The sequence below is a fragment of the Acidovorax sp. NPDC077693 genome, assembly GCF_044542805.1.
Classification (GTDB): Bacteria; Pseudomonadota; Gammaproteobacteria; order Burkholderiales; family Burkholderiaceae_C; genus Acidovorax.
Window position 1 is genome coordinate 1 of record NZ_JBITVD010000006.1, and the last position, 21,507, is coordinate 21,507.

A 21,507-nucleotide genomic window follows, 5' to 3' on the forward strand; every position below is an offset into this window, starting at 1 on the left:
GGCCGCGACCGCAAGTTCCAGGCCATCCTGCCCCTGCGCGGCAAGATCCTGAACGTGGAAAAAGCCCGCTACGAAAAGCTCTTGACCAGCAACGAAATCCTGACGCTGATCACCGCCCTGGGCACCGGCATCGGCAAGGCCGGCGGCACCACCGGGGGCGATGACTTCGACGTGGCCAAGCTGCGCTACCACCGCATCATCATCATGACCGACGCCGACGTCGACGGCGCCCACATCCGCACCCTGCTGCTCACCTTCTTCTACCGCCAGATGCCCGAGCTGGTCGAGCGCGGCCACATCTACATTGCGCAGCCACCGCTGTACAAGGTCAAGGCCGGCAAGGAAGAGCTGTACCTGAAGGATGGCCCCGCACTCGACGGCTTCTTGCTGCGCATCGCGCTGAACCACGCCAGCGTGAGCACCGGCGGCGCCAACCCGCAAGTGCTGGCCGGCGAAACTTTGGCCGAACTGGCGCGCAAGCACCAGGTCGCTGAAAGCGTGATCCACCGCCTGTCCAACTTCATGGACGCCGAAGCCCTGCGCGCCGTGGCCGACGGCGTGAGCCTGAAGCTCGACACAGTGGCCGACGCCGAAGCCAGCGCCGTGGCCCTGCAGGTCAAACTGCGCGAGCTGAACGCCACCGGCACCCCCGCCGAAGTGGCCGGCGAATTCGACGTGCGCACCGACAAACCCATCCTGCGCATCAGCCGCCGCCACCACGGCAACGTCAAGAGCAGCGTCATCACGCAAGACTTCGTGCACGGCGCCGACTACGCCGCCCTGGCCGAAGCCGCCGAAACCTTCCGCGGCCTGCTGGGCGAGGGCGCCAAGGCCCTGCGCGGCGAAGGCGAGAAGCAAAAGGAAGAAAAGGTCGGCGACTTCCGCCAGGCCATGAAGTGGCTCATCACCGAAGCCGAACGCACCACCAGCCGCCAGCGCTACAAGGGGCTGGGCGAGATGAACCCCGAGCAGCTGTGGGAAACGACGATGGACCCGAATGTGCGGCGCCTGCTGCGCGTGCAGATCGATGATGCGATCGAGGCGGATCGGGTGTTCACGATGCTGATGGGGGATGAGGTGGAGCCGCGGCGGGATTTCATTGAGACGAATGCGCTGCGGGCGGGGAATATTGACGTTTGAGCGTCCCTGAGATGGCCATGGCAGCGGCGAACTCGCAGTTTTCGCTGTTTGCAGGGCAGCATGCAGTGTCCACTGACGCGGCACTTGGTTCGGCTCGCCAGTTCAGCGATTTCATCGTCTATGTCGATGAAAGCGGAGACCACGGCATGCAGACGCTGGACCCCGCCTATCCTGTATTCGTCCTCAGCTTTTGTGTTTTTTACAAGAAGCACTACAGCGAAAAAGTTGTTCCCGCGCTTCACCAGTTCAAGTTCGACCATTTCGGCCACGATCTTGTTGTGTTGCACGAGCATGAGATCCGCAAGGAGAAGGGGGACTTCAAGTTCGCCAACCGTGCTGCGAAAGGACTGTTCATCGAACAGCTGCACGGACTGATTGAGCAGAGCAACTTCATCCTCATTAGCTCGGTGGTGAACAAGGAGCAGTTGCGCGCCAAACACGGCGGCTTGCCCTCTAACCCTTACCATTTAGCGCTTGGCTTCTGCCTGGAGACCCTTTTCGAGTTCGTGCAAGAGAAAGGACAGCAGGACCGGTTGACCCACGTCGTTGTGGAATGCCGCGGCAAGAAAGAGGACGACGAGCTAGAGCTGGAATTCCGACGGTTTTGTGATCGTGCAGACAGGCTTGGCCGAGCCTTACCGTTCGACATCATCTTCGCAGACAAGAAGGTGAATTCGGCGGGCCTGCAACTCGCCGATCTGGTCGCCAGACCTGTCGGGCTAAGTGTCCTTCGCCCCGGCCAGCCAAATCGGGCCTTTGAAGTGCTGAAAAGAAAGTTCTTCTGCAGCGGAGGCAGGAAAAGTGTGGGCGAGGGCTATAACGGCTGGGGATTGAAGATACTTCCATCGCCAGAAAGCGAAAAGCCCCGGTGAAACCACCGAGGCTGTGACGCCGACCGGGAACTCCCAATCCACTTAGGCCGCGAGTATAGGCGAAGTCGCGATTTACCTGTCAATTGCGTGGGCTCCGCGTCCGCGTGCTGCAGTCACGATGCTCACAGAGGTCAACGTGTGTTATCCGCTGGGTTTGCCAAGCGTGATGCTGTCGCAGTTCACCAGAACCACAACGCGTGGTTCGACGTCGATCAGATCAATTTGCCATGATCTCCTTCTCCAATTGGCGCAAAAGTTGTTGAATACTCGACGCTACCTCGTGGATCATTGGAACAACGTCGGGCCTTGACGGCATGCCCACCCTCAATCAGCAACGCACCCACAAATACATCGCCGCCCGCCAGCAGCACCCGGCCTGGCTGCTGCTGGCGTCGCGGCGGGCTCCGCTGGTGCTGAGCTGTCTGGATGCCCTGTTCGAGCACCAGCGTGATGGTGTGGCATTTGATGCGGCGGTCCAGGCGTTGGCCGACATGCTGGCAGCGCATGCCAACGATGTGGATTACGAGATCGACAGTGACGACCCCTTGAGCCAGGCACGGCGCGAAGTGCGCGAATGGATACGGCGTGGGCTGGTGGTAGAGCGCGAAGGGCGGGTGTTCGAGACCGACGCGCTCAAGACTGCGCTGCGCTTCATCGCCCAGCTTGACGGGCGCATGATGACTTCCACCGCGTCACGCCTGGCGGTCGTGCAACGCGAGATCGACAATCTGGCCGCCGCGCTCGACCCCGACCCCCAAAGCCGCACCGAGCACCTGCAGCGCCGCATGGCGGACCTGCAACAACAGCTGGACGACGTGCAGGCAGGCCGTATTTCGTTGCTGACGCCCGAGCAGGCCGTCGAAGGCATTCGCGAGGTCTATGCGTTGTCGGTCAGCCTGCGCGCTGACTTTCGCCGTGTGGAAGACTCCTGGCGCGACGCCGACCGGCTGCTCCGCGAAGCCATCATCAGCGCCCGCCACCACCGTGGCGCGGTGATGGACCAGCTGCTCGACGGGCACGCCAACCTGCTCAACACCCAAGAGGGCCGCGTGTTCGACAGCTTCCACCAACAGCTGTCGAACCAAGCGGAGCTGACCGAGATGCGTCAGCGCATCCGCCAGATCCTGGCGCACCCGACCGCAGGCAAGGCACTCGACGGACTGCAACGCAGCACGCTCCAGCTGCTGGTGCAGCAACTCATCAAGGAGGCCAAGGTGGTGCAGGGCGTGCGCGCTCGCAGCGAGCGCGAGGTCAGCCAGTTCATGAAGACCGGCCAGGCGGCTGAAAACCAGCGCGTCGGCCAGTTGCTCAACGAGGTGCTGGAGCAGGCCCTGCGCGTGGACTGGCAGCGCCAGACCATGCGACGCCAGAGCGCGCCCTTGCCGCCGCTGGGCATCGCGGTGGGCCCCGTGCCGCTGGTGGAGCGTCTGCGCGTCAAGTCGCTGGAAGGCGGAGCGCAGGCTGCGCTGCTGCTGACCACCGAATATGCCGACCTGGGCCAAATGGACGGCGATTTCTGGCAGGCGTTCGAAGGGCTGGACCGCGAGGCCTTGCTGCACGATACCCTGCAAGTGCTGGTGGCCAGCGGCCAGCCGATGACGTTGGCGGAACTGGCTGCCGCATTGCCACCCGGAGAGCACGACCTGGAAACACTGGCGCTGTGGCTAGCGATGGCCCGCGAAGCCGGCGTGGAGCTGCAGCCGGCACACGAGCAGATCGACACACAGGGCGGCGGACAGCACTGGCGATTCACCGTGCCATGCGTAGCGCTCGATGGCATGCAACTGGCACAGATGGACTGGGAGCCTTGATGGAGCAAGAACCGGATATTTTCGATCGCATGGTCGCCCCAGTCCGAGCCCCGGCGCTGCAGGGGCCCGAGACGCGACCCGAAGAGGCCCAGCCAGAGCTTCCCGACAGCCACGTCGCCTCAACGCAGAACGCGGCAAGGACTGCAGTCAACGTACGCCAGGCGCTGCAGTTCTTGTTGGCCCACGGCTGGCTCGAATCCGCCACCAAGCCGCATCTGTTCCGCCTGATGGCCGCGCAGACCACACAGATCGACGCGCTGCTGGAGCCGCTGGATCTGTGCCTGCGCATCGATGATGTGCGCGGCCTGGCCTTTCTGGCGGTGGCACCTGGATACGAGAACGACAACGCCGACGAGGGCGAGCCCGATGGCTGGACACACCCGCTGATGCGCCGCCAACGCCTGACGCTGGAGCAATCGCTGCTGCTCGCGATTTTGCGGCGCGAATTCCTGCAGCGCGAGCAGGACAGTGGCATAGGCACCAGCGTGCGCCTGGCAGTCGACAGCCTGCTGCCGCACCTGCAAACCTACCTGGGCGCCACCGGCAGCGACATGCAGGAGCGCAAGCGCCTGGGCCAGTTGCTGGAGGGTCTGCGCACGCATGGCATGGTGTCCGATACGGACGCGCAAGACTGCATCACCATCCGCCCGATGATCGTGCACCTGCTCAACCCCGAAAACCTGCAAGCGCTGCTGCAGCGGCTGCGCGAGGTGGCCGACCAGCCTGAGACGCAGGCATGAGCGAAGAATCCTCCTACATCCTGCAAGAACTGCACCTGTACAACTGGGGCCCATTCGCCGGTCGCCATCAGGCCGGCATTCACGCAGGCAACAGCGCCATCATCGGCCCTACGGGCAGCGGCAAGACCACGCTGGTCGACGCGCTGATGACCCTGCTGTGCGCCAACCCGCGCTACAACCTGGCCTCCACGGGCGGGCACGAAAGCGACCGTGACCTGGTGAGCTATGTGCGTGGGGCCAGCGGCCAGGGCAACGACAGCGGCGACCACATCGCACGCCAGGGGCCGTGCGTGACGGGCATCGCCGCCACGCTCGTGCGTGGTTCGGAATGTGTGACGCTGGGCGCGCTGCTGTGGTTCGACGGCAGCAGCCAGTCTGCTGGCGACATGGACAAACGCTGGATTTTTGCCCAGGGTGCCCACCACAGTCTGGATGCGTGGCTGGAAGAACACCACAGCGGCGGCGCCAAGGCCCTGAAAAGGCTGGAAAAAGACACCGACGGCCTGCTGATGCACACCAGCAAGAACGCCTACCTGGCCAAGCTGCACAGCTTCTTCGAAGTGGGCGCCAACGCTTTTACGCTGCTCAACCGCGCAGCAGGCCTGAAGCAGCTCAACAGCATCGACGACATCTTCCGCGAGCTGGTGCTGGACGATCACTCGGCGTTCGACGACGCGCAGAACGTGGTGGACAGCTTTACCGAGCTGGCTTCCATTCACGCCGATCTGGAACTGGCGAACGCGCAATTCGTTGCGCTGCTGCCGCTGCGTGAACTGGCCGCGCGCGAACAGCAGCAAAGCCGGCAATCGGCCCATTTACAAACCCTGCAGCAACAACTGCCTCACTGGTTTGCAGCACAGGGCACGCAATGGTGGCAACAGCGTGTTCAGCAGCTGCAGACGCAAATAGCACAGCGGGACCAGGAGCTGCAGGCCGCACAGACCCGCGTGAACAGCGCCCGCCAGTATGAGCAGGGCCTGCACGGCATCTATCTGCAGGCCGGTGGGGCAGACATCGCCACGCTGGAAGAAAACATCGCCCTGGCGAACAAGGACCTGGTGCGCAAGCAAGCCCAGTTTGCCCAGTACCAGACGCTAGCGCGCAACCTGGGGCTCGCGGCCGATGCATCTGCCGCCGATTTGCCAGCGCACCAGGCACGGGCTGCAACGGCGTTACAGGAACTCGATGCCGATCAGGCCGCCCTCCAAGCCCAGGCCGAAACCGCCATTGCCGACGAGCGCAATGCCCACAAGCGCACCACCGATCTGGAGGCTGAATACGAGGCGGTGCGTCAACGGCCCGGCTCCAATCTGCCGACGGATTTCCAGCGCTTTCGCAGCGATCTGTCGGAGCATCTGGATGTGCCCGAGGACAGCCTGCCCTTCGTCGCCGAGTTGATCGAAGTGCAGAAAACACAGCAGCATTGGCGCGGTGCCATCGAACGCGCTTTGGGCAGTCACCGCCTGCGCATCCTCGTGCCGACCACCGCCATGCGTGTGGCGCTGAACTGGGTCAACCAGCGCCACAACCGGCTGCATGTCCGCCTTCTGGAAGCACATGAGACCAGCGCCATTCCCAGGCAAGACATGGTCGACGGTTTCGTGCGCAAGCTCAACCTCAAGCCTCACGCACACCAGAATGCACTGCGAACATTGCTGAGCGACCTGGACCGCCATTGCGTCGCCGATGTGGAAACCCTGCAGCGCACGCCGTACGCGATGACGGCACAGGGGCAAATGTCCAACAAGGCCGGGCAGTTCGACAAGCAGGACCAAAAGCGCTTGGACGAGGACTGGATGACCGGTTTCGACAACCGCGACCGGCTGGCGCATTTGCTACAAAAGAAGGAGTTGCTCGCGCTTGAATGGCAGGCGCTGGAGGCCAAAAAGGCTCAAACCTTGCAAGCCCTGCGCTACGCACAAAGCCTGCGCGACTTGTGGGTGGCCCTGCAAAAGCTGCATCTTGAAGACCTGGATACGGCTGCGGCCAGCATGCAATTGGAGCAACGTCAGCAACAACTGCACGCGCTGCTGAACCCGCAGTCGGATACCGCACAGGCCAAGTTGCGCTGGGAAGCGGCACAAACCCAAACCGGTGAAGCCGAGCGAACCTTGCGCACCCTGCAAACCGCACAAACACAGGACATTACCTGGGCGGACAACGCACACAAGCAGCTGGATGCTTTCCAGGCCCGGCTCCGTGGCGCACCTCCTGACAATGAAGATTTTCAGAGTCAGTTGGCCGACCTCGGCCATCGCCTGCCCTTGCTGGATGGCGACAACCTCCAAGCGCAAGAGCGCGATGCCAGCGCTGCACTGCAAGGCAAGGCCAACGAAGCCAGCAGAAGGCTTGGCGCCTTGCACACCGAGATCGTGCGCCAGATGGGCAAAGCCCAAGGCGAAGACCGTGGCGCGCTGGCCGACCACGCGCAGGAGGTGGAAGCCTTGCCCTACTACCTGCAGCGCCTGCAGGTGCTGGAAGAAGAGGCGCTGCCACAAAAGCGCCAGCGCTTCCAGGATTATCTCAACGGCACCTCGCAACAAAACCTGGACGCCCTGCTCAACGGCATCACCACACAGGTCGCCAACATCGAAGACCGCATCGCCGAACTCAACGACACGCTCCAACGCGTGGACTTTCAGCCCGGCCGCTACTTGCAACTGGAGCCGCGCAAGGTCGTTCATCAAAGCCTTCAGGAACTGACCCGATCGCAGGCGTTGTTGCGAACGGAGCGCCTGCGCGAAGACGGTGGCCACAGCCACTACCGCGCGCTGCGCGCCGTCGTCGAAATGCTGCAAACCCATGCCAGCAACCGCCGCAGCAAAGCCGCGCAAGCCTTGCTCGATGCACGCTACAGGCTGCAATTCGCCGTGCTGGTCCAAGACCGCGCCAGCGGCCAGATGCTGGAGCGGCGCACGGGCTCGCAAGGCGGAAGCGGGGGCGAAAAGGAGATCATCGCCAGCTACGTGCTCACCGCGTCGCTGAGCTACGCGCTGTGCCCCGACGGTGCCAACCGTCCGGTGTTCGGCAGCATCGTGCTCGACGAAGCCTTCTCCAAAAGCTCGCAGGCCGTGGCCGCGCGCATCATCCAGGCACTGCGCGAATTCGGACTGCATGCGCTGTTCGTGACGCCCAACAAGGAGGTGCGCCTGCTGCGCAATCACACGCGCAGCGCCGTCGTCGTCCACAGGCGAGGCGCACAGGCGACATTGGCATCGCTGCGCTGGGAAGAGATCGATGACTTTCGCAAGGCCATCGTCCCCCCATGAGATCGCCCGAGGAAATTGCCGCCAAGTGGGCTCGGCAATGGCACAGCGCCGATTGGCGCGAGCGCCAGCTCCTGGGCGGCCCTGCGGCGTGGCCGTTGGTGCTGCCCATCGGCCAACCCGGCACGCAGGTGTTTCTGGACGATGCCGCCACACTGCGTCGCCACCTGCAGCAGTGGCGCAGCATCGAGCAGCAAGGTCTGGGCATCGTGCATTGGCAAGAGCGACGCTACCGCGGCAGCAGCGATACGGTCGCCATGCCGACGCATTGGCAACTCTCCCGGCCCTCGGAATATGTCGCCGCCATCTCCCATTTGAAAGTCGAGGACCATGGGCAGATCAAAGCCGACTACGCACGGCTTTGCGCCATCATCTCGGGAGTCGAGCGCAGCGGTTTCCAGCGCTTGCTGGTGCGCCGGCTGGTGCAATGGCGCGAGACACCGACGGATGCGGTCGTTGCCGCAGCACGCGTCGCGCTGCATCTGGACCCCGGCTGTGCGCAAGGTAGGCCGCTGCGCGCCTTGTCGGTGCAAGGCAGCGACAGCAAGTTCATCGAGCGCCATGCGGGCTTGTTGACCGCCTTGCTCGACGAACGGTATGACGGTGAAGCGAGTCGCCAGGGGATGGTGGGCTTTCTCGGCGCGCTGCCCGAAGACGATCACTGGCTGTTGGTGTGCCCGCTCCACCCGGACCTGCTGCTTTTCTCACGCCAGCGCGTTCGCGCCAGCGAACTCCAGGCCACGCCTTTGCCTTCTCAGCGAATCCTGCTGGTGGAAAACGAACGCTGCCTGCACCAATTGCCTTATCCATTGGCCGGCACCATTGCCATATTGGGCGCAGGACTCAATTTAAGCTGGCTCGCTGCGCCATGGATACAAGGGTGCAATGTCGCCTACTGGGGCGACTTGGACACATGGGGCCTGCACATGCTAGCCATAGCGCGTGGGCATCTGCCGCATCTACGGGCACTGCTGATGGACCAAGCCACTTTCGATACTTTCGTGCACCTGGCCGTGAATGAACCTGTTCACGCAACAGAACATCTCCGTAGCAAGCTGCTATCCCACGAAGCAGTGCTGGACCGGCATCTGCGTAGTCTGAAAAACGGGCGATTGGAGCAGGAGTTCTTGGCTGTAGAGGCTGTTCAATCTGCTGTTCAGGCTTGGGCTGCGACATGAGCACAATTCGACATCAGAGCTACACCTTGATCATTCAGATAGCATGTTTACAGAGTGAGTGGCTCACTCCTGCTTCGTCTGCTTCCAAATCCGATCCGCCCGCTCCCAAGCCGCCTTGGCTGCAGGCTCCGCATCCTTCCAGTTCAAACGGCTGCTCTCGCGTTCGGTGTCCCAGCGCGTCTGCAGATGGTCGCGGGCGTCGTTCCAGTCGCGGTGGCGTCCGTCGATCACGCTTTGATAGCCGTGGCGGTACGCAGGGGCATAGTCGTCGTAGGTGTAGGCATCCGAGTAGTACGGCTCCCGGCCATACGCGTCGCGCCAGTAGGCGTCTTCATCCGTGGGGTTGACGGCTTCGGCCGCGCCCTTGCCGGCCAGGCCGCCCACCACCGCACCAACCACAGCACCCACGGCCGCGCCGATGGGGCCGCCGATGGAGCCAGCGGCTGCGCCCGTGACGGCGCCGCCTGCGGCACCGATGCCCGTGCCGATGGGGTGGGCGCCGGGTTCTTTGGTGATGGGGTCGAGGTTCATGTCGCGGGTGGAGTCTTGGGGATGGGTCATGGTGGTCTCCTGTTGGTAGATGTGCGTGAATACGTCCAGAACTTCATGTTCCCCAGCAATGGGCCACGCTGGCGTAGGCCAAGCGCCACAGGCGGCGACAGGTTTGGAGACCGTGGCACGCATAGTCTTTGCACCCAGCGCCGGCAGGTGACCGCAATGGCAGCGTGGACTGTGCCCACCGGGCCGCCAGCCGCCCAGGCACAATTACAGCCCCATGCGTTCCCCCATTGCCATCGTCGACGTCGACCGTCTGGACACCTGGACCCGCTACCGTGCGGGCCTGTGCGATACCTGTGCGGCCAATTGCTGCACGATGCCGCTGGAGGTGCAGCTGCCCGACCTGGTGCGGCTGGAGCTGGTGGACCCTTTTGAGGCCGAGCATGAGGAGCTGCGGCACATTGCCAAGCGGCTGCAGAAGGCGCGGCTGATCGACCACTTCAACCACAAGAATGCGGTGTTCACGATGGCGCGGCGGGCCAGCGGGGACTGCAACTTTCTGGACCCCGCAACGCGGCGGTGCACGGTGTACGACAAGCGGCCAGAGACGTGCCGCCTGCACCCGCAGAAGAAGAGCCCCAAGCCGGGATACTGCGCCTACGGGGCGCGGGATTTCAAGCGCAAGGGCTGATGAGTGCTGGGCCTGGCCTGCATGCGGGCTGATGGCCCGGCTCAGGCTGCTGCGGGTAGGCCGATGTTGTTATGCGGCATACACACGGCAGCCAATACCAACAGCCTCGCTGGCTACACCGTATCGCGCTGCACAAACCCTGACGCGGGCTCCGACGGGGCAGGCACGCTGCGTGCTTCCACCGCATCCACCCGCGCTTGCGGCGGGCCCTGGTGGGCCCAGTCGATGAGGGACTGCACGGCATCTGCAGGGCCGGTGGCCAGGGCTTCGACGCTGCCGTCGCGGCGGTTGCGCACCCAGCCTTGCAGGCCGCGTTGCTGGGCAGCCTGCACCAGGGACCAGCGGTAGCCCACGCCCTGCACGTGGCCGCGGATGACGAGGTGCTGGGTGACGTCGACGTGGGGGTGGTCGCTGTGGGGTTGCATGGGCGGCACTGTACCGCCTGACGGGCGCGGTGAGCCACAGGCCCGGCGTGGCGGTGGCGCTCGACCCGGGCGGTGCAGCGCGGTAAGCTGTGGCGCAGCCGTGGACTCTGCCCCGCCTCCGCACAACCTGCACACCGCCAACGCTTGGTACACAGGCCCGGGCACCGACACACGCCCTGAACGCCCCACCGCATGACCTCACTCCGCAAAGCCCTGCCCGCCATCGACACCGACCGCTGCACGGGCTGCGGCTGGTGCGTGGCGGTGTGTGCTCCGCATGTGCTGTCGCTGCAGGTGCAGGTGCAGGTGCAGGGCGATTCTGTGTGGGGGCCCAAGCGGTCTGCGCTGCACGATGCGGCGGGCTGCACCGGGTGCGCGCTGTGCGCCATCCGCTGCCCGTTCGATGCGATCCGCATGGTGCGCACGGGTGCTGCGCCTGGCGTGCACAACGGTTGACAGGCGGCTGCGGACGAAGCGGTTTTGTCCCACAGCCGGGGCACGGTGCCTGTGGTGTGATTCAGGGCCCCGGGTTTTGGCCCGGCCGTTCACCCACCACCACTGCATGCACCATGCACAAGGAGTCACGCCATGTCTGAAAAGAAAGCCAGCGTTCACTGGGAGGGCGCCGGCAAGGCCGGCCAAGGCCAGATCAGCACCGAGACCGGCGCGCTGAACAAGTACCCCTACGGCTTTGCCAGCCGCTTCGGCGACGACCGCAAGGGCACCAACCCCGAAGAGATCGTGGGTGCGGCGCATGCGGCCTGCTTCACCATGGCGTTTTCGTTTGCTGCGGACAAGGCGGGCATTGCCACCGAAACCGTGGACACCACGGCCAGCGTGCGCCTGTCCAAGGAGGGCGACGGCTTCGTCATCGACCGCATTGCGCTCACGCTGACGGCCAAGGTGCCGGGGCTGGACGATGCGGCGTTTCAAAAGCTGGCAGCCGATGCCAAGGCCAACTGCCCGCTGTCCAAGGCACTGGCTTCGGTGCCAGAGATCACGCTGACTGCAACGCTGGTGCAGTAACGGAGCGCGCGGTGGTGCGGTAGTGAATGCTACTGCCCACCACAGTCACTTCTGGACAAGCGACGCACGTCCGGCGACGCATCGACAGACAGCTGCACAGCACTGGAACAGTGGTCTGCGCTAGAACACCAGGGCGTGTGGTGCGTCGCTTTTTACAGCACCCCAGAAGCCGCAGCCATCGCCACCAAACCGCATGACGGTCTGCGGGCCGCGTGGCTCGGCACGGTGCCCGAAGGCCTGTCCGACAGGGCCCGTCAGATTGCGGCCCTGCTACACCGCGCGGTGTACCGGTCACACCACGCCGCTGCTACAGTGCCTGTTCCGTGGACTCAGCAGGGGAAACGCCGTGGACAGCACCAGCACCAGCAGCACCACTACCAACGCAGGCAGTGGGAGTGGCAATGACAGTGGCAATAGCAGCAACAACAGCAGCAGCCCTCAGATTCGCATCGGCATCGGCGGCTGGACCTTCGAGCCCTGGCGCGACAACTTCTACCCCGGGGGCCTGGTGCACAGCAAAGAGCTGCAGTACGCCAGCCGCCAGCTCACCGCCATCGAGGTCAACGGCACCTACTACAGCACCTTCAAGCCGCCGACGTTCGCCAAGTGGCATGGCGAGACGCCCGAGGGCTTCATGTTCTCGCTCAAGGCCAACCGCTTTGCAACCAACCGCCGCGTGCTGGCAGAGGCGGGCGATTCGATCACGCGGTTTGTCGAGAGCGGCATCTCCGAACTCAAGGACAAGCTCGGGCCCATCGTCTGGCAGTTCATGCCCGGCAAGGTGTTCGAGCCCGGCGACTTCGAGGCCTTCCTTGCGCTGCTGCCCCAGCAGGTCGATGGCCACCGCCTGCGCCATGTGCTCGACGTGCGGCACGAGAGCTTTGCCACACCAGACTTCATCACGCTGGCCCGCCGCTACGGCTGCGTGCCGGTGCACACCGACTCCGAGAAATTCCCGGCCATCGCAGATGCCGAGGCGGACTTTGCCTACCTGCGGCTGATGCGCAGCCAGGCCGACGTGCCCACCGGCTACACGCCCGAGGCGATTGCCCGTTGGGCAGATGGCGTGCGCGCATGGACGGGTGGCGAGCGGCCCCGCGACGTGTTCGTGTACTTCATCAACGGCGCGAAAGAGCGGGCCCCGGCAGGGGCGATGGAGCTGATGGCGCAGCTGGGTGTGCAGGCGTTCCAATAAAAATAGGCCGCTACCGCGCTACCATCAAGCACTATTAGCTACTAGATTGATAGCAGCATCACGTACGATTCGATGCACATGCAGGCCACTTGCCGACAAGCCGCGCGGCGTCTGCGCGCAACACACTGCACGGCCCGGGCTTGACGCGCGCCCGGCACCCTCAGGTACACTGCGCCTCTTCATGCCGTACACCACCCCCGCCCTCGCCGCACGCGCCACTGCCTTCCAAGGCATGGGCATGATGCAGCGCGCGTTCTTCGCGCGGGCTGTGGGTGCACGCATGATTACCACCATTACCCCCGCGGCCACCTGAGCACGCGCAGGTGGCCGTTTCGGCAGCCACCTGGTGATCGCTCTCTTCTCCCCAAGACGAATGTGAATGAAACCCAGCTCTGGCAGCTGGGTTTTTTTGTTTGTTCGTTCGTTTGATTGTTTTGCAGTCGTTTGGAGAAGCCCATGTTCCGCGATCCCGTCCAGTCCCTAGAAGCCCCGTCGTTCCAGCCCACAGCTGAGGCCCTGCGCCCCCTGCGCGTGGGCATGATCGGCATTGGCACCGTGGGCGCGGGCACCTTCCGCGTGCTGGCGCGCAACCAGGCGCTGATCGCGGGCCGCGCGGGCCGGGGCATCGAGGTGGTGGTGGTCGCAGCGCGCAACCTGGCCCGCGCCGTGAGCGTGGTGGGCAAGGACGTAGCCCTGACCAACGACCCCCTGCAGGTCGCCACGCACCCCGACGTGGATGTGCTGGTGGAGGCCGCCGGCGGCACCGGCCCCGCGCGTGAATGGGTGCTGGCCGCCATCCACGCAGGCAAGCACGTGGTCACGGCCAACAAGGCGCTGCTGGCCGAGCATGGCAACGAGATCTTTGCCGCCGCGCGCCAGCACGGCGTGGCCGTGGCGTACGAAGGCGCAGTGGCCGTGAGCATCCCCATCGTGAAGGCGCTGCGCGAGGGCCTCACGGCCAACCGCATCGAATGGGTGGCCGGCATCATCAACGGCACCACCAACTTCATCCTGAGCAAGATGCGCGACGAAGGCGTGGGCTTTGCCCAGGCGCTGGCCCAGGCGCAGGCGCTGGGCTACGCCGAGGCCGACCCGACCTTCGACATCGAAGGCATCGACGCGGCGCACAAGATCACGCTGCTGGCGGCCAACGCGTTCGGCATGCCGCTGCGCTTTGCCGACGCGCAGGTGGAGGGCATCACCGCGCTGCAGGGCCTGGACGTGGCCTGCGCTGAGCAGCTGGGTTTTCGCATCAAGCTGCTGGGCGTGGCCCGCCGCCGCGAGCACGGCGATGGCGTCAACGGCGATGGTGCCGACGGCGTGGAGCTGCGCGTGCAGCCCGCGCTGGTACCCGCCACGCACCTGCTGGCGCATGTGAACGGCTCGATGAACGGCATCATGGTCAAGGGCGACGCCTCGGGCGTGACGATGTACTACGGCGCGGGCGCAGGGTCCGAGCAGACCGCCTCGGCCGTGATCGCCGACCTGGTGGACATCGCGCGGCTGGATGGCACCCACGCGGCCCAGCGCGTGCCGCACCTGGGCTTTCATGCCCCAGCCATCCACGACCACCTGGCCGTGCTGCCCCGCGCCGCCGTGCACACCCGCCACTACTTGCGCGTGCCCGTGCACCAAGCCCAGCAGGTCGAGGCCGTGGGCGCGTGGCTGGCAGCGCAGCACGTGCCTGTGGCGAAGGTGCAGTTGGCCTGCGCCCAGCACCTGCCCGCCGGCGGCACGCCCCAGGTGCTGGTGCTGACCGACGCGGTGACGCAGGCCACAGTGGACCTGGCCGTGCACGCACTGGGCGCGCACCCGGCAGTGGCCGGGCCGGTGGTGTCGCTGCGGGTGGAGATGCTGGAGGGGTGATGCCGAGGGGTTGCCGCGGGTGGTGCCGAGCTGCACGTCGCGCCCTGCCATCACCACCCCGCACCCACCCCCCACCGTTCACGCTGAGCCTGTCGTGGCGCCGCGCAAGGCTGCGGCAAGCCCAGCCCGAACGGTATGGGTGGGTTCGACGGTGCTTGAAGACCCCAGCAGGCCCCATCGCTTGCCTATCAAGCGCCAAATGCTATGAACATCATAGCAAGCAGTGGCTAGATGCCCGGCCCTCGCTCCACCAGCGCCGCCATGGCCAGCGCTTGCGGCGTGCCTTCCGCCGTCAGCCCCTGAACGACGCCCGCGCGGTCCGTGTCCGTGCGGTTCTGGCTCACCTTCCAGACGCCTTCCCAGCGCTCCACCGCCAGCTCCACGCCCACGATGGCGCCCAGCAGCTTGTGCAGGTAGTCGGCAGGCGCATCGTCCACATGCCAGGGGTGCGGGCGGTGCGATTCATGCGCCTCGGTCAGGGTGTGCAGGATGGCGCGCAGGCGCTCGGGGTTGCCGTCTATGGCGCTCAACGTGCCGTGGGCGTGCACCGTGGCGTAGTTCCAGGTGGGCACCTGCTTGCCGTCGATGGCCTTGGACGGGTACCACGACGGCGACACATACGCCTGCGGGCCGTGGAACACGGCCACCGCGTGCTGCGGCAGCAGCGGCCACACGCCGTTGCCACGGCCCACGTGGCCCACCAGCGTGCCGTGCGGGCCGCGCATGGGGTCCAGGTACAGCGGCACGTGGTTCACGTGCAGGGCGCCCTGGTGCGAGACGACCAGGGTGGCCAGGGGCTGGTCCCGCACCAGGCCTTGCAGGACGGCGGCGTCGGTCACCTGGAACTGGCGGTTGGCGATGGTCATGTCAGGCTCCTTCCCCTTCCACTTCCAGCACGGGCGCGCAGTCGATCTGCGTCTTGACCGAGTTGGCCAGAAAGCACGCCGCGTGCGCCTGGTGGTGCAGGTCGGCCAGGACCTCGGCGGTCGGTGCGTGCGCGGCATCAAAGCGCGTGACGGGCCGCAGCTGCACGTGCGCGACGACCAGGCGACCTTGCGCGTCCTTGGCCATGGTGCCCACGGCGGCATCGGTGTAGCTGTCCACGCGCCAGCCGGCGCGGCAGGCGAAGTCCAGGAACCACAGCATGTGGCAGCTCGACAGTGCGGCCACGTAGGCTTCTTCCGGGTCCACGGCCGCGGCGTCGGAGTAGGGCAGCGGCACCACATGCGGCGACGACGACCCGGCCACTACCGCCCCGCCGTCGAACTGCCAGCTGTGCGCGCGGTGGTAGCGCTTGTCCAGAAAGTCGTCGCTGCCACGGGACCAGGCGATGGTGGCGGTGTGCTCGGCCATAGGATCTTTCTTGTGGGTCCGGGCCTCGCAGGCAGCCCGGATGGTGTCTAAAATGGTTCTTCAGTTTATGGCTGCATTGCCACAACCAAGGGGCCAATTCATGCCGGTTGCCAGAGCCAATCCCAAGACTTCCATCGCCGCTGCAGACGCCGCATCCAGCCCACGCCCGGGCCTGTTGCGCCAGCAGGTGTACGAGCAGCTGCGCGGCGCCATCGAGCAAGGGCGGCTGCCCGCAGGCACGCGACTGCCGCCGTCGCGCGAGCATGCGGCCGGCCTGGGCGTGTCGCGCAACACCGTGCTGTGGGCCGTGCAGCGCCTGCAGGCCGAAGGGTATGTGGAGGCCCGCGTGGGCGACGGCACCTATGTGTCTGAGGCCGCAGGCACGGCGCCCGCGCAGGGGCTGGTGGCGCCGCCGCGCGGGCTGTCGAAGCGCGGGCAGCTCATCGCAGAGACGGCGGCGCGCTGGCGGCCGCCGCATGTGGCGGCGCGGGCGTTCCGCATCGGCGCGCCCGAGGTAGACACCTTTCCGTTCGCGCTGTGGGACCGCCTGGCCCGCCAGGCCAGCCCCGGCCAGCGCAGCGCCCGCGCGCAGTACCTGGACCCTGCGGGCGACCCCCAACTGCGCCAGGCCATCGCGCTGTGGCTGTGGGCGTCGCGCGGCATCCGCTGCGATCCGGCGCAGGTGGTGGTGTGCTCGGGCTCGCAGCAGGGCATCGACCTGATCGCGCGGCTGCTGCTGGACGCGGGCGACGAGGTGCTGGTGGAAGACCCCGGCTACCCCGGCATCCGCGCCAGCCTGCTGGGCCACGGCGTGCTGGCGCGGCCCGTGGCGCTGGATGCACAGGGCCTGCGCATCGCCGAGGGCGCCGCGCAGTGGCCCGGTGCGCGCATGGCCGTGGTCACGCCCACGCACCAGTTCCCCACCGGCGTGTGCATGCACCTGGCGCGGCGCCAGGCCCTGCTGCAGTGGGCCCGCACGCACGACGCCTGGGTGGTGGAGGACGACTACGACGGCGAATTCCAGTACGGCAAGCACGATGGCAAGGCCCAGCGCGTGCCCGCGCTGTGCAGCCTGCCAGGCTCGGAGCGGGTGTTGTACGTGGGTACATTCTCCAAGACCCTGCACCCCGGGCTGCGCCTGGGCTTCGTGGTCGTGCCGCCCGCGCTGGTGGAAGCCTTTGCCATGGCCCGCGCCATCACCGACCGGCACGCGCCGGGCGACGCCCAGGCGGTGCTGGCGCGCTTCATCGCCGAAGGCCACCTGCTGCGCCACCTGCGCCAGATGCGCGAGCTGTACCAGCATCGCCAGCAGGTGCTGATCGATGCCCTGGCCGATGCCAGCGGCGGCGCACTGCAACTGGCGCCCAGCGACCGGGGCATGCACCTGCTGCTGGAAAGCGCGCCCGGCAGCAACGACGAAGCCTTGAGCCGCAGCGCGCTCACCGCCGGGGTGATGCTGGCGCCCCTGTCGCGCTACGCGATGGAGTCGACCCGGCGCGGCTGGCTGTTCGGCTATGCGGGCTACAGCGAGGCCGAGATCGTGGCCGCGGCGCGGGTGGTGGCAGCTTTGTCCTTGCCACACGTGCGCGCGCCGCATACAAACGTGTCGTCCACCCCGCCACACACCCGCAGAAAGACGGCATGACCACTTTGAAGAAAATCGCGTTCACCTCGTGCATGTCGACCGAGGTTTTTTCCGCACGCCAGCCCGTCTGGGAAGACATCGGCTGGCACAAGCCCGACGTGCTGGTGTTGCTGGGCGACTCGATCTACATTGATTGCCCGTGGCCCAAAGGGCCCGACGGCATGGTCACCGAACCCGCATTGCTGAACCCGGGCGATTTTGCGGCGCATGTGCACCGCCTGTACCGCAAGCAACTGGCAGTGCCCGAGTTTCGGACACTGCTGCAGCAAGACGGACTGGCCACTTACGCGATCTGGGATGACCACGACTTCCTGTGGAACGACGCGCGTCAACAGCAGGCCTTGAGCCACCTGGAACACGCGGTCTACTCCAGCAATCTGTTTCAGTGCTGGCGCGACGCATTGGCGGGTGTTGCGCCGTTCCCAGTCACCGCGATGGACCCGCGGGTGCTCAAGAACATCGGCGTGCCGCGAGGGCAAGTGCGCTTCAACGACGCCATGCCTGGCTACCGCTGCCAGGTGCTGTTTGCCGGGTCGGTGGTGCTGCACCTGACGGACGGGCGCTCGTGGCGCGACGGGCCGACGCTGTTGGGCACCCAGCAAAAAGCCACGATGCAGGCGCGCATGGCCGACCATCCGAACGCGCTGCATCTGGTGGCCAGCGGTTCGACCATCAACGGCTGGGAGATCAACGGCTGGAAGCACTATCCCGAAGACCTGAGGTGGCTGTTGGCGTTGGCCGAAACGTATGACGTGCGCGTGCTCAGCGGAGACATCCACGAGATTGATCGCAAGACCACATGGACGGAAAAGGGTGGGCGCCAGCTGCACGAGTACATCGCCTCCGGGGCGGCAGTGGATTTCGCTCCACCGTTGCTCGCCGGGTTTTTCCCAGCCAACATTCCTGTGACAGCCCAGCGCCAGTTCGGGCTGATCACCCTTGAGGATGGTCTGCCTCCCAACGTGCAGTTCTTCAAGGACGGACGGCGACAGGGCGACATCAGCGACCCGGTACCGGGCGCCTGACACCCACGGGCGGTTGCCAGGCCCAGCCATCGCAGTACCGCAGTTAACCCGCTACCGCGCTGCAGTGCCCGCGCCTGCGTCCACCGCCGCCCCGCGCCACCACTGCTTGGACAGCGCAGGCTGCAGAATATCCAGCCGCTCCCCCATCACGGGCGCCACCAGCGGCACGCCTGCCTTGCCGGCCAGCGCGGTGATGCGGTCGAACGGGTCGGTCCACGCGTGCAGCGCCAGGTCGAACGTGCCGTTGTGGATGGGCATCAGGTGGCGGCCCTTCACGTCCAGGTGGGCCTGCAGGCTTTCCTCGGGCTGCATGTGCACGTCGGGCCATTGGGCATCGTAGGCGCCGGTCTCGATCATGGTCAGGTCGAACGGGCCGAAGCGCTCGCCGATGGCCTTGAAGCCGTCGAAGTAGCCCGTGTCGCCGCTGAAGAAGATGCGCGTCGCGCTGGCGCCTTCACCGGCCTGCATCACCCAAGACGCCCACAGCGTGCGGTTGCCGTCCGACAGCGTGCGACCCGAGAAGTGCTGTGCGGGCGTGGCCACCAGCTTCAGGCCGGCGATGGTGGTGCCCTGCCACCAGTCGAACTGCTGCACCTTGGACGCGGGCACGCCCCAGGCGATGAGGCGGTCGCCCACGCCCAGCGGCGTGACGAAGTGCGCGACCTTGGGGGCGAGCTGCAGGATGGCAGCGTGGTCCAGGTGGTCGTAGTGGTCGTGCGAGAGCACCACGCCCGTGATGGGCGGCAGCTCGTCGATGGCGATGGGCGGCGCATGGAAGCGCTTGGGGCCCATGAAGGAAAACGGCGAGGCGCGCTCGGAGAATACCGGGTCGGTCAGCCAGAACTGGCCCTGCAGCTTGAGCAGCATGGTCGAGTGACCCAGGCGCCACAGGCTCAGGTCCGGCGCGGCCAGCAGGTCGGCCTGGGTGAGCGGCAGCACCTGGGGCGGCTTTGCGGGCACCGCATCGGCGGGCTTGTCGGTCATGAAGCGCCACATGATGCCCATCGTCTTGGCAAAACCCGGGGCCTGGCGCGGCGCGGCGTTGCGGAACTTGCCGTCCACCTGCTGGGGCGACTGTTCATACGATGTTGCCGGCAGGGAGGTGCAGGAAAGGATGCTGTAGGCCATGGCGGTGACGACGGTAAGGATGAGAAAGATGCGGGGAATTCGTGGAATACGGCGAAGCATAAGTGCTTTTTCCGAAAAGTGCACTGCACAGTGTAGTTCACTTTTATAAAAAGTAAACTCCCCGGTGTAAAATGGGGCGATGACCGAGCCTGCCACCGTGATTGCCCCCACCCGCCTGACCGACCGCAAACGCGAGGCCATCGTGCAGGCCGCCATTGGCGAGTTCCGCGAGCATGGCTTCAACGGCACCAGCATGGACCGCGTGGCCGCGGCGGCCGAGGTGTCCAAGCGCACGGTGTACAACCACTTTCCCAGCAAGGACGAGCTGTTCGGCGCCATCCTGGACCACCTGTGGGACCGCAGCCATTCGCTGCCCGACGTGGCCTACGACGCGCACCAGCCGCTGCGCGCGCAGTTGCTGGCCGTGCTGGACCAGAAGATGGAGCTGCTCAACGACGCGAGCTTCATCGACCTGTCGCGCGTGGCGATGGCCGAGATGATGCACACCCCCGAGCGCGCCCGGGCCATGGTGGCGCGCCTGTCCGAGAAGGAAGAGGGCCTGCCCCGCTGGATCCGCGCCGCGCAGCAGGACGGGGCGCTGCGCGCGGGCGTGGACCCGCAGTACGCCGCCCACCAGCTGCACGGCATGGTCAAGTCCTTCGCCTTCTGGCCCCAGCTGGCCATGGGCGGCGCGCCGCTCACCGCGCCCGAGCAGCAGCAGGTGCTGGGCGATGCGGTGGACATGTTCCTGGGCTTTTATGCCGTGCCGCGCCAGGGCGCTGCAGCCGTTTGAAGTCGTTTTGATGGCGCCTTGATCCTGCCTTTTTGAAACCGCGAGCCGTTACGCTCGCCGCTCCACCGGTCTCTTCATCCACCCACCCGCAGCGCCACCATGCCCCTCGCCCCCTACCTCGATACCTTCCCCACCGTCGATACCGGCGTCTTCGTGCACGACTCCGCCCAGGTCATCGGCGCTGTCACCCTGGGCCGCGACAGCTCGGTGTGGTGCAACGCGGTGCTGCGCGGCGACGTGAACCGCATCGTGGTGGGCGAATGCAGCAATGTGCAGGACCTGACCATGGGCCATGTGTCGCACCGCAATCCAGCCAAGCCCGAGGGCTCGCCGCTCGTCATCGGCAACTACGTGACCATCGGCCATTCGGTCATCCTGCACGGCTGCCGCATCGGCGACGAGTGCCTGATCGGCATGGGCTCGATCGTCATGGACGACGCGGTGATCGAAGACCGCGTGATGTTGGGTGCTGGCAGCCTGGTCTCGCCCGGCAAGGTGCTGGAAAGCGGCTACCTCTACATTGGCTGGCCCGCGGTGCGCCAGCGTGCGCTGACCGAGGCTGAGATCGCGTACCTCAAATACTCGGCCGAGCACTATGTGCGGGTGAAGAACAACTACCTTGCGGGCGGCACCGCGATGGGGACCTAGCCACCGGACGGACAGGGTCCCGCCGCCCAGGCGCCCCCGCGGGTCCACACGCATCACGATGCCCGCACCAGCCAGCGTTGCCGCTGGCCAGCCCGTTCCGCGATCGCATCGCGATGTGTGCACCCAGCCAATGTCTTTCGCCTGCGCCGATAATCGGCATCCGCCCCATGGCGGCCCCCACCATGCCTGCCGCCGCCCTCTCCCCCA

20 protein-coding genes and 1 pseudogene are annotated in these 21,507 nt (G+C 65.9%); 16 read left to right on the forward strand and 5 right to left on the reverse strand.

Going from position 1 to position 21,507, the window contains the following annotated elements:
• The 6 genes from ACIGHN_RS09390 to ACIGHN_RS09415 all read left to right on the forward strand — a co-directional run.
• Nucleotides 1-1,140: toprim domain-containing protein (locus tag ACIGHN_RS09390; RefSeq protein ID WP_396504148.1), on the forward strand; the 1,140-nt coding region annotated here is incomplete at its 5' end.
• 17 nt (nucleotides 1,141-1,157) lie between these two features.
• Nucleotides 1,158-2,012: a DUF3800 domain-containing protein gene (locus ACIGHN_RS09395; protein ID WP_396504149.1), complete on the forward strand. Its 855-nt coding sequence runs from the start codon at nucleotides 1,158-1,160 to the stop codon at nucleotides 2,010-2,012.
• A gap of 314 nt (nucleotides 2,013-2,326) precedes the next feature.
• The gene (locus ACIGHN_RS09400; RefSeq protein WP_396504150.1) at nucleotides 2,327-3,823 is read left to right on the forward strand and encodes a DUF3375 domain-containing protein; all 1,497 of its coding nucleotides are present in this window, start codon (nucleotides 2,327-2,329) and stop codon (nucleotides 3,821-3,823) included.
• 29 nt (nucleotides 3,824-3,852) lie between these two features.
• On the forward strand, nucleotides 3,853-4,563 hold the full coding sequence (locus ACIGHN_RS09405; protein WP_396504151.1) for a DUF4194 domain-containing protein: 711 nt from the start codon (nucleotides 3,853-3,855) through the stop codon (nucleotides 4,561-4,563).
• Entirely contained in the window at nucleotides 4,560-7,832 is a 3,273-nt protein-coding gene (locus ACIGHN_RS09410) for an ATP-binding protein (protein WP_396504152.1), read from the forward strand. The genes ACIGHN_RS09405 and ACIGHN_RS09410 overlap by 4 nt, the downstream gene beginning before the upstream one ends.
• Nucleotides 7,829-9,007, forward strand: a complete 1,179-nt coding sequence (locus ACIGHN_RS09415) for a Wadjet anti-phage system protein JetD domain-containing protein (RefSeq protein WP_396504153.1) — start codon at nucleotides 7,829-7,831, stop codon at nucleotides 9,005-9,007. Before ACIGHN_RS09410 ends, ACIGHN_RS09415 begins: the two co-directional genes overlap by 4 nt.
• Before the next feature lie 236 nt (nucleotides 9,008-9,243).
• Here ACIGHN_RS09415 and ACIGHN_RS09420 read toward each other — a convergent pair.
• Nucleotides 9,244-9,568 (reverse strand): annotated as a pseudogene (locus tag ACIGHN_RS09420) (hypothetical protein); the annotation flags it as partial.
• Between the two features lie 214 nt (nucleotides 9,569-9,782).
• Here ACIGHN_RS09420 and ACIGHN_RS09425 point away from each other — a divergent pair.
• A complete protein-coding gene (locus ACIGHN_RS09425) occupies nucleotides 9,783-10,196 on the forward strand; it encodes a YkgJ family cysteine cluster protein (protein WP_396504154.1) in 414 nt (137 codons plus the stop codon).
• Nucleotides 10,197-10,309: 113 nt separating this feature from the next.
• Here ACIGHN_RS09425 and ACIGHN_RS09430 read toward each other — a convergent pair whose 3' ends face one another.
• Nucleotides 10,310-10,621 carry an acylphosphatase gene (locus ACIGHN_RS09430; protein ID WP_396504155.1) on the reverse strand — a complete coding sequence of 104 codons (312 nt, stop codon included), beginning with the start codon at nucleotides 10,619-10,621 and terminating at the stop codon, nucleotides 10,310-10,312.
• Nucleotides 10,622-10,813: 192 nt separating this feature from the next.
• Between ACIGHN_RS09430 and ACIGHN_RS09435 the strand changes: the two genes are divergently transcribed.
• The 5 genes from ACIGHN_RS09435 (at nucleotide 10,814) to ACIGHN_RS09455 (ending at nucleotide 14,708) form a co-directional block, all read left to right on the forward strand.
• A complete protein-coding gene (locus ACIGHN_RS09435) occupies nucleotides 10,814-11,077 on the forward strand; it encodes an ATP-binding protein (protein WP_396504156.1) in 264 nt (87 codons plus the stop codon).
• A gap of 132 nt (nucleotides 11,078-11,209) precedes the next feature.
• Nucleotides 11,210-11,647 (forward strand): OsmC family protein, encoded by a 438-nt coding sequence (locus tag ACIGHN_RS09440; protein WP_396504157.1) that lies wholly within the window; start codon nucleotides 11,210-11,212, stop codon nucleotides 11,645-11,647.
• Nucleotides 11,648-11,993: 346 nt separating this feature from the next.
• Entirely contained in the window at nucleotides 11,994-12,842 is an 849-nt protein-coding gene (locus tag ACIGHN_RS09445) for a DUF72 domain-containing protein (RefSeq protein ID WP_396504158.1), read from the forward strand.
• 181 nt (nucleotides 12,843-13,023) lie between these two features.
• On the forward strand, nucleotides 13,024-13,155 hold the full coding sequence (locus tag ACIGHN_RS09450) for a hypothetical protein (protein WP_396504159.1): 132 nt from the start codon (nucleotides 13,024-13,026) through the stop codon (nucleotides 13,153-13,155).
• Between the two features lie 143 nt (nucleotides 13,156-13,298).
• Nucleotides 13,299-14,708, forward strand: coding sequence for a homoserine dehydrogenase (locus tag ACIGHN_RS09455; protein ID WP_396504160.1), 1,410 nt, complete (start codon nucleotides 13,299-13,301; stop codon nucleotides 14,706-14,708).
• 227 nt (nucleotides 14,709-14,935) lie between these two features.
• Here ACIGHN_RS09455 and ACIGHN_RS09460 read toward each other — a convergent pair whose 3' ends face one another.
• Both ACIGHN_RS09460 and ACIGHN_RS09465 read right to left on the reverse strand, forming a co-directional pair.
• Nucleotides 14,936-15,574: an FMN-binding negative transcriptional regulator gene (locus ACIGHN_RS09460; protein WP_396504161.1), complete on the reverse strand. Its 639-nt coding sequence runs from the start codon at nucleotides 15,572-15,574 to the stop codon at nucleotides 14,936-14,938.
• A gap of 1 nt (nucleotide 15,575) precedes the next feature.
• A complete protein-coding gene (locus ACIGHN_RS09465; RefSeq protein ID WP_396504162.1) occupies nucleotides 15,576-16,061 on the reverse strand; it encodes an OsmC family protein in 486 nt (161 codons plus the stop codon).
• Nucleotides 16,062-16,161: 100 nt separating this feature from the next.
• Here ACIGHN_RS09465 and ACIGHN_RS09470 point away from each other — a divergent pair, with 100 nt between their 5' ends.
• Both ACIGHN_RS09470 and ACIGHN_RS09475 read left to right on the forward strand, forming a co-directional pair.
• A complete protein-coding gene (locus ACIGHN_RS09470) occupies nucleotides 16,162-17,706 on the forward strand; it encodes a PLP-dependent aminotransferase family protein (RefSeq protein ID WP_396504163.1) in 1,545 nt (514 codons plus the stop codon).
• Complete coding sequence (locus tag ACIGHN_RS09475; RefSeq protein WP_396504164.1) at nucleotides 17,703-18,731, forward strand: hypothetical protein; 1,029 nt, start codon at nucleotides 17,703-17,705, stop codon at nucleotides 18,729-18,731. Before ACIGHN_RS09470 ends, ACIGHN_RS09475 begins: the two co-directional genes overlap by 4 nt.
• 51 nt (nucleotides 18,732-18,782) lie before the next feature.
• Here the strand turns inward: ACIGHN_RS09475 and ACIGHN_RS09480 are convergent, their stop codons facing one another.
• The gene (locus tag ACIGHN_RS09480) at nucleotides 18,783-19,859 is read right to left on the reverse strand and encodes an MBL fold metallo-hydrolase (protein WP_396504373.1); all 1,077 of its coding nucleotides are present in this window, start codon (nucleotides 19,857-19,859) and stop codon (nucleotides 18,783-18,785) included.
• A gap of 139 nt (nucleotides 19,860-19,998) precedes the next feature.
• Between ACIGHN_RS09480 and ACIGHN_RS09485 the strand changes: the two genes are divergently transcribed.
• Together ACIGHN_RS09485 and ACIGHN_RS09490 are read left to right on the forward strand one after the other, a co-directional pair.
• Nucleotides 19,999-20,652: a TetR/AcrR family transcriptional regulator gene (locus ACIGHN_RS09485; RefSeq protein ID WP_056410779.1), complete on the forward strand. Its 654-nt coding sequence runs from the start codon at nucleotides 19,999-20,001 to the stop codon at nucleotides 20,650-20,652.
• Nucleotides 20,653-20,751: 99 nt separating this feature from the next.
• Nucleotides 20,752-21,300: a gamma carbonic anhydrase family protein gene (locus tag ACIGHN_RS09490; protein ID WP_396504165.1), complete on the forward strand. Its 549-nt coding sequence runs from the start codon at nucleotides 20,752-20,754 to the stop codon at nucleotides 21,298-21,300.
• Nucleotides 21,301-21,507: the final 207 nt, after the last annotated feature.

Coding starts and splice junctions, on each gene's coding strand:
- ACIGHN_RS09395 (WP_396504149.1), top strand. CDS start 1,158: ATGGCAGCGGCGAACTCGCAGTTTTCGCTGTTTGCAGGGCAGCATGCA.
- ACIGHN_RS09400 (WP_396504150.1), top strand. CDS start 2,327: ATGCCCACCCTCAATCAGCAACGCACCCACAAATACATCGCCGCCCGC.
- ACIGHN_RS09405 (WP_396504151.1), top strand. CDS start 3,853: ATGGTCGCCCCAGTCCGAGCCCCGGCGCTGCAGGGGCCCGAGACGCGA.
- ACIGHN_RS09410 (WP_396504152.1), top strand. CDS start 4,560: ATGAGCGAAGAATCCTCCTACATCCTGCAAGAACTGCACCTGTACAAC.
- ACIGHN_RS09415 (WP_396504153.1), top strand. CDS start 7,829: ATGAGATCGCCCGAGGAAATTGCCGCCAAGTGGGCTCGGCAATGGCAC.
- ACIGHN_RS09425 (WP_396504154.1), top strand. CDS start 9,783: ATGCGTTCCCCCATTGCCATCGTCGACGTCGACCGTCTGGACACCTGG.
- ACIGHN_RS09430 (WP_396504155.1), bottom strand. CDS start 10,621: ATGCAACCCCACAGCGACCACCCCCACGTCGACGTCACCCAGCACCTC.
- ACIGHN_RS09435 (WP_396504156.1), top strand. CDS start 10,814: ATGACCTCACTCCGCAAAGCCCTGCCCGCCATCGACACCGACCGCTGC.
- ACIGHN_RS09440 (WP_396504157.1), top strand. CDS start 11,210: ATGTCTGAAAAGAAAGCCAGCGTTCACTGGGAGGGCGCCGGCAAGGCC.
- ACIGHN_RS09450 (WP_396504159.1), top strand. CDS start 13,024: ATGCCGTACACCACCCCCGCCCTCGCCGCACGCGCCACTGCCTTCCAA.
- ACIGHN_RS09455 (WP_396504160.1), top strand. CDS start 13,299: ATGTTCCGCGATCCCGTCCAGTCCCTAGAAGCCCCGTCGTTCCAGCCC.
- ACIGHN_RS09460 (WP_396504161.1), bottom strand. CDS start 15,574: ATGACCATCGCCAACCGCCAGTTCCAGGTGACCGACGCCGCCGTCCTG.
- ACIGHN_RS09465 (WP_396504162.1), bottom strand. CDS start 16,061: ATGGCCGAGCACACCGCCACCATCGCCTGGTCCCGTGGCAGCGACGAC.
- ACIGHN_RS09470 (WP_396504163.1), top strand. CDS start 16,162: ATGCCGGTTGCCAGAGCCAATCCCAAGACTTCCATCGCCGCTGCAGAC.
- ACIGHN_RS09475 (WP_396504164.1), top strand. CDS start 17,703: ATGACCACTTTGAAGAAAATCGCGTTCACCTCGTGCATGTCGACCGAG.
- ACIGHN_RS09480 (WP_396504373.1), bottom strand. CDS start 19,859: ATGGCCTACAGCATCCTTTCCTGCACCTCCCTGCCGGCAACATCGTAT.
- ACIGHN_RS09485 (WP_056410779.1), top strand. CDS start 19,999: ATGACCGAGCCTGCCACCGTGATTGCCCCCACCCGCCTGACCGACCGC.
- ACIGHN_RS09490 (WP_396504165.1), top strand. CDS start 20,752: ATGCCCCTCGCCCCCTACCTCGATACCTTCCCCACCGTCGATACCGGC.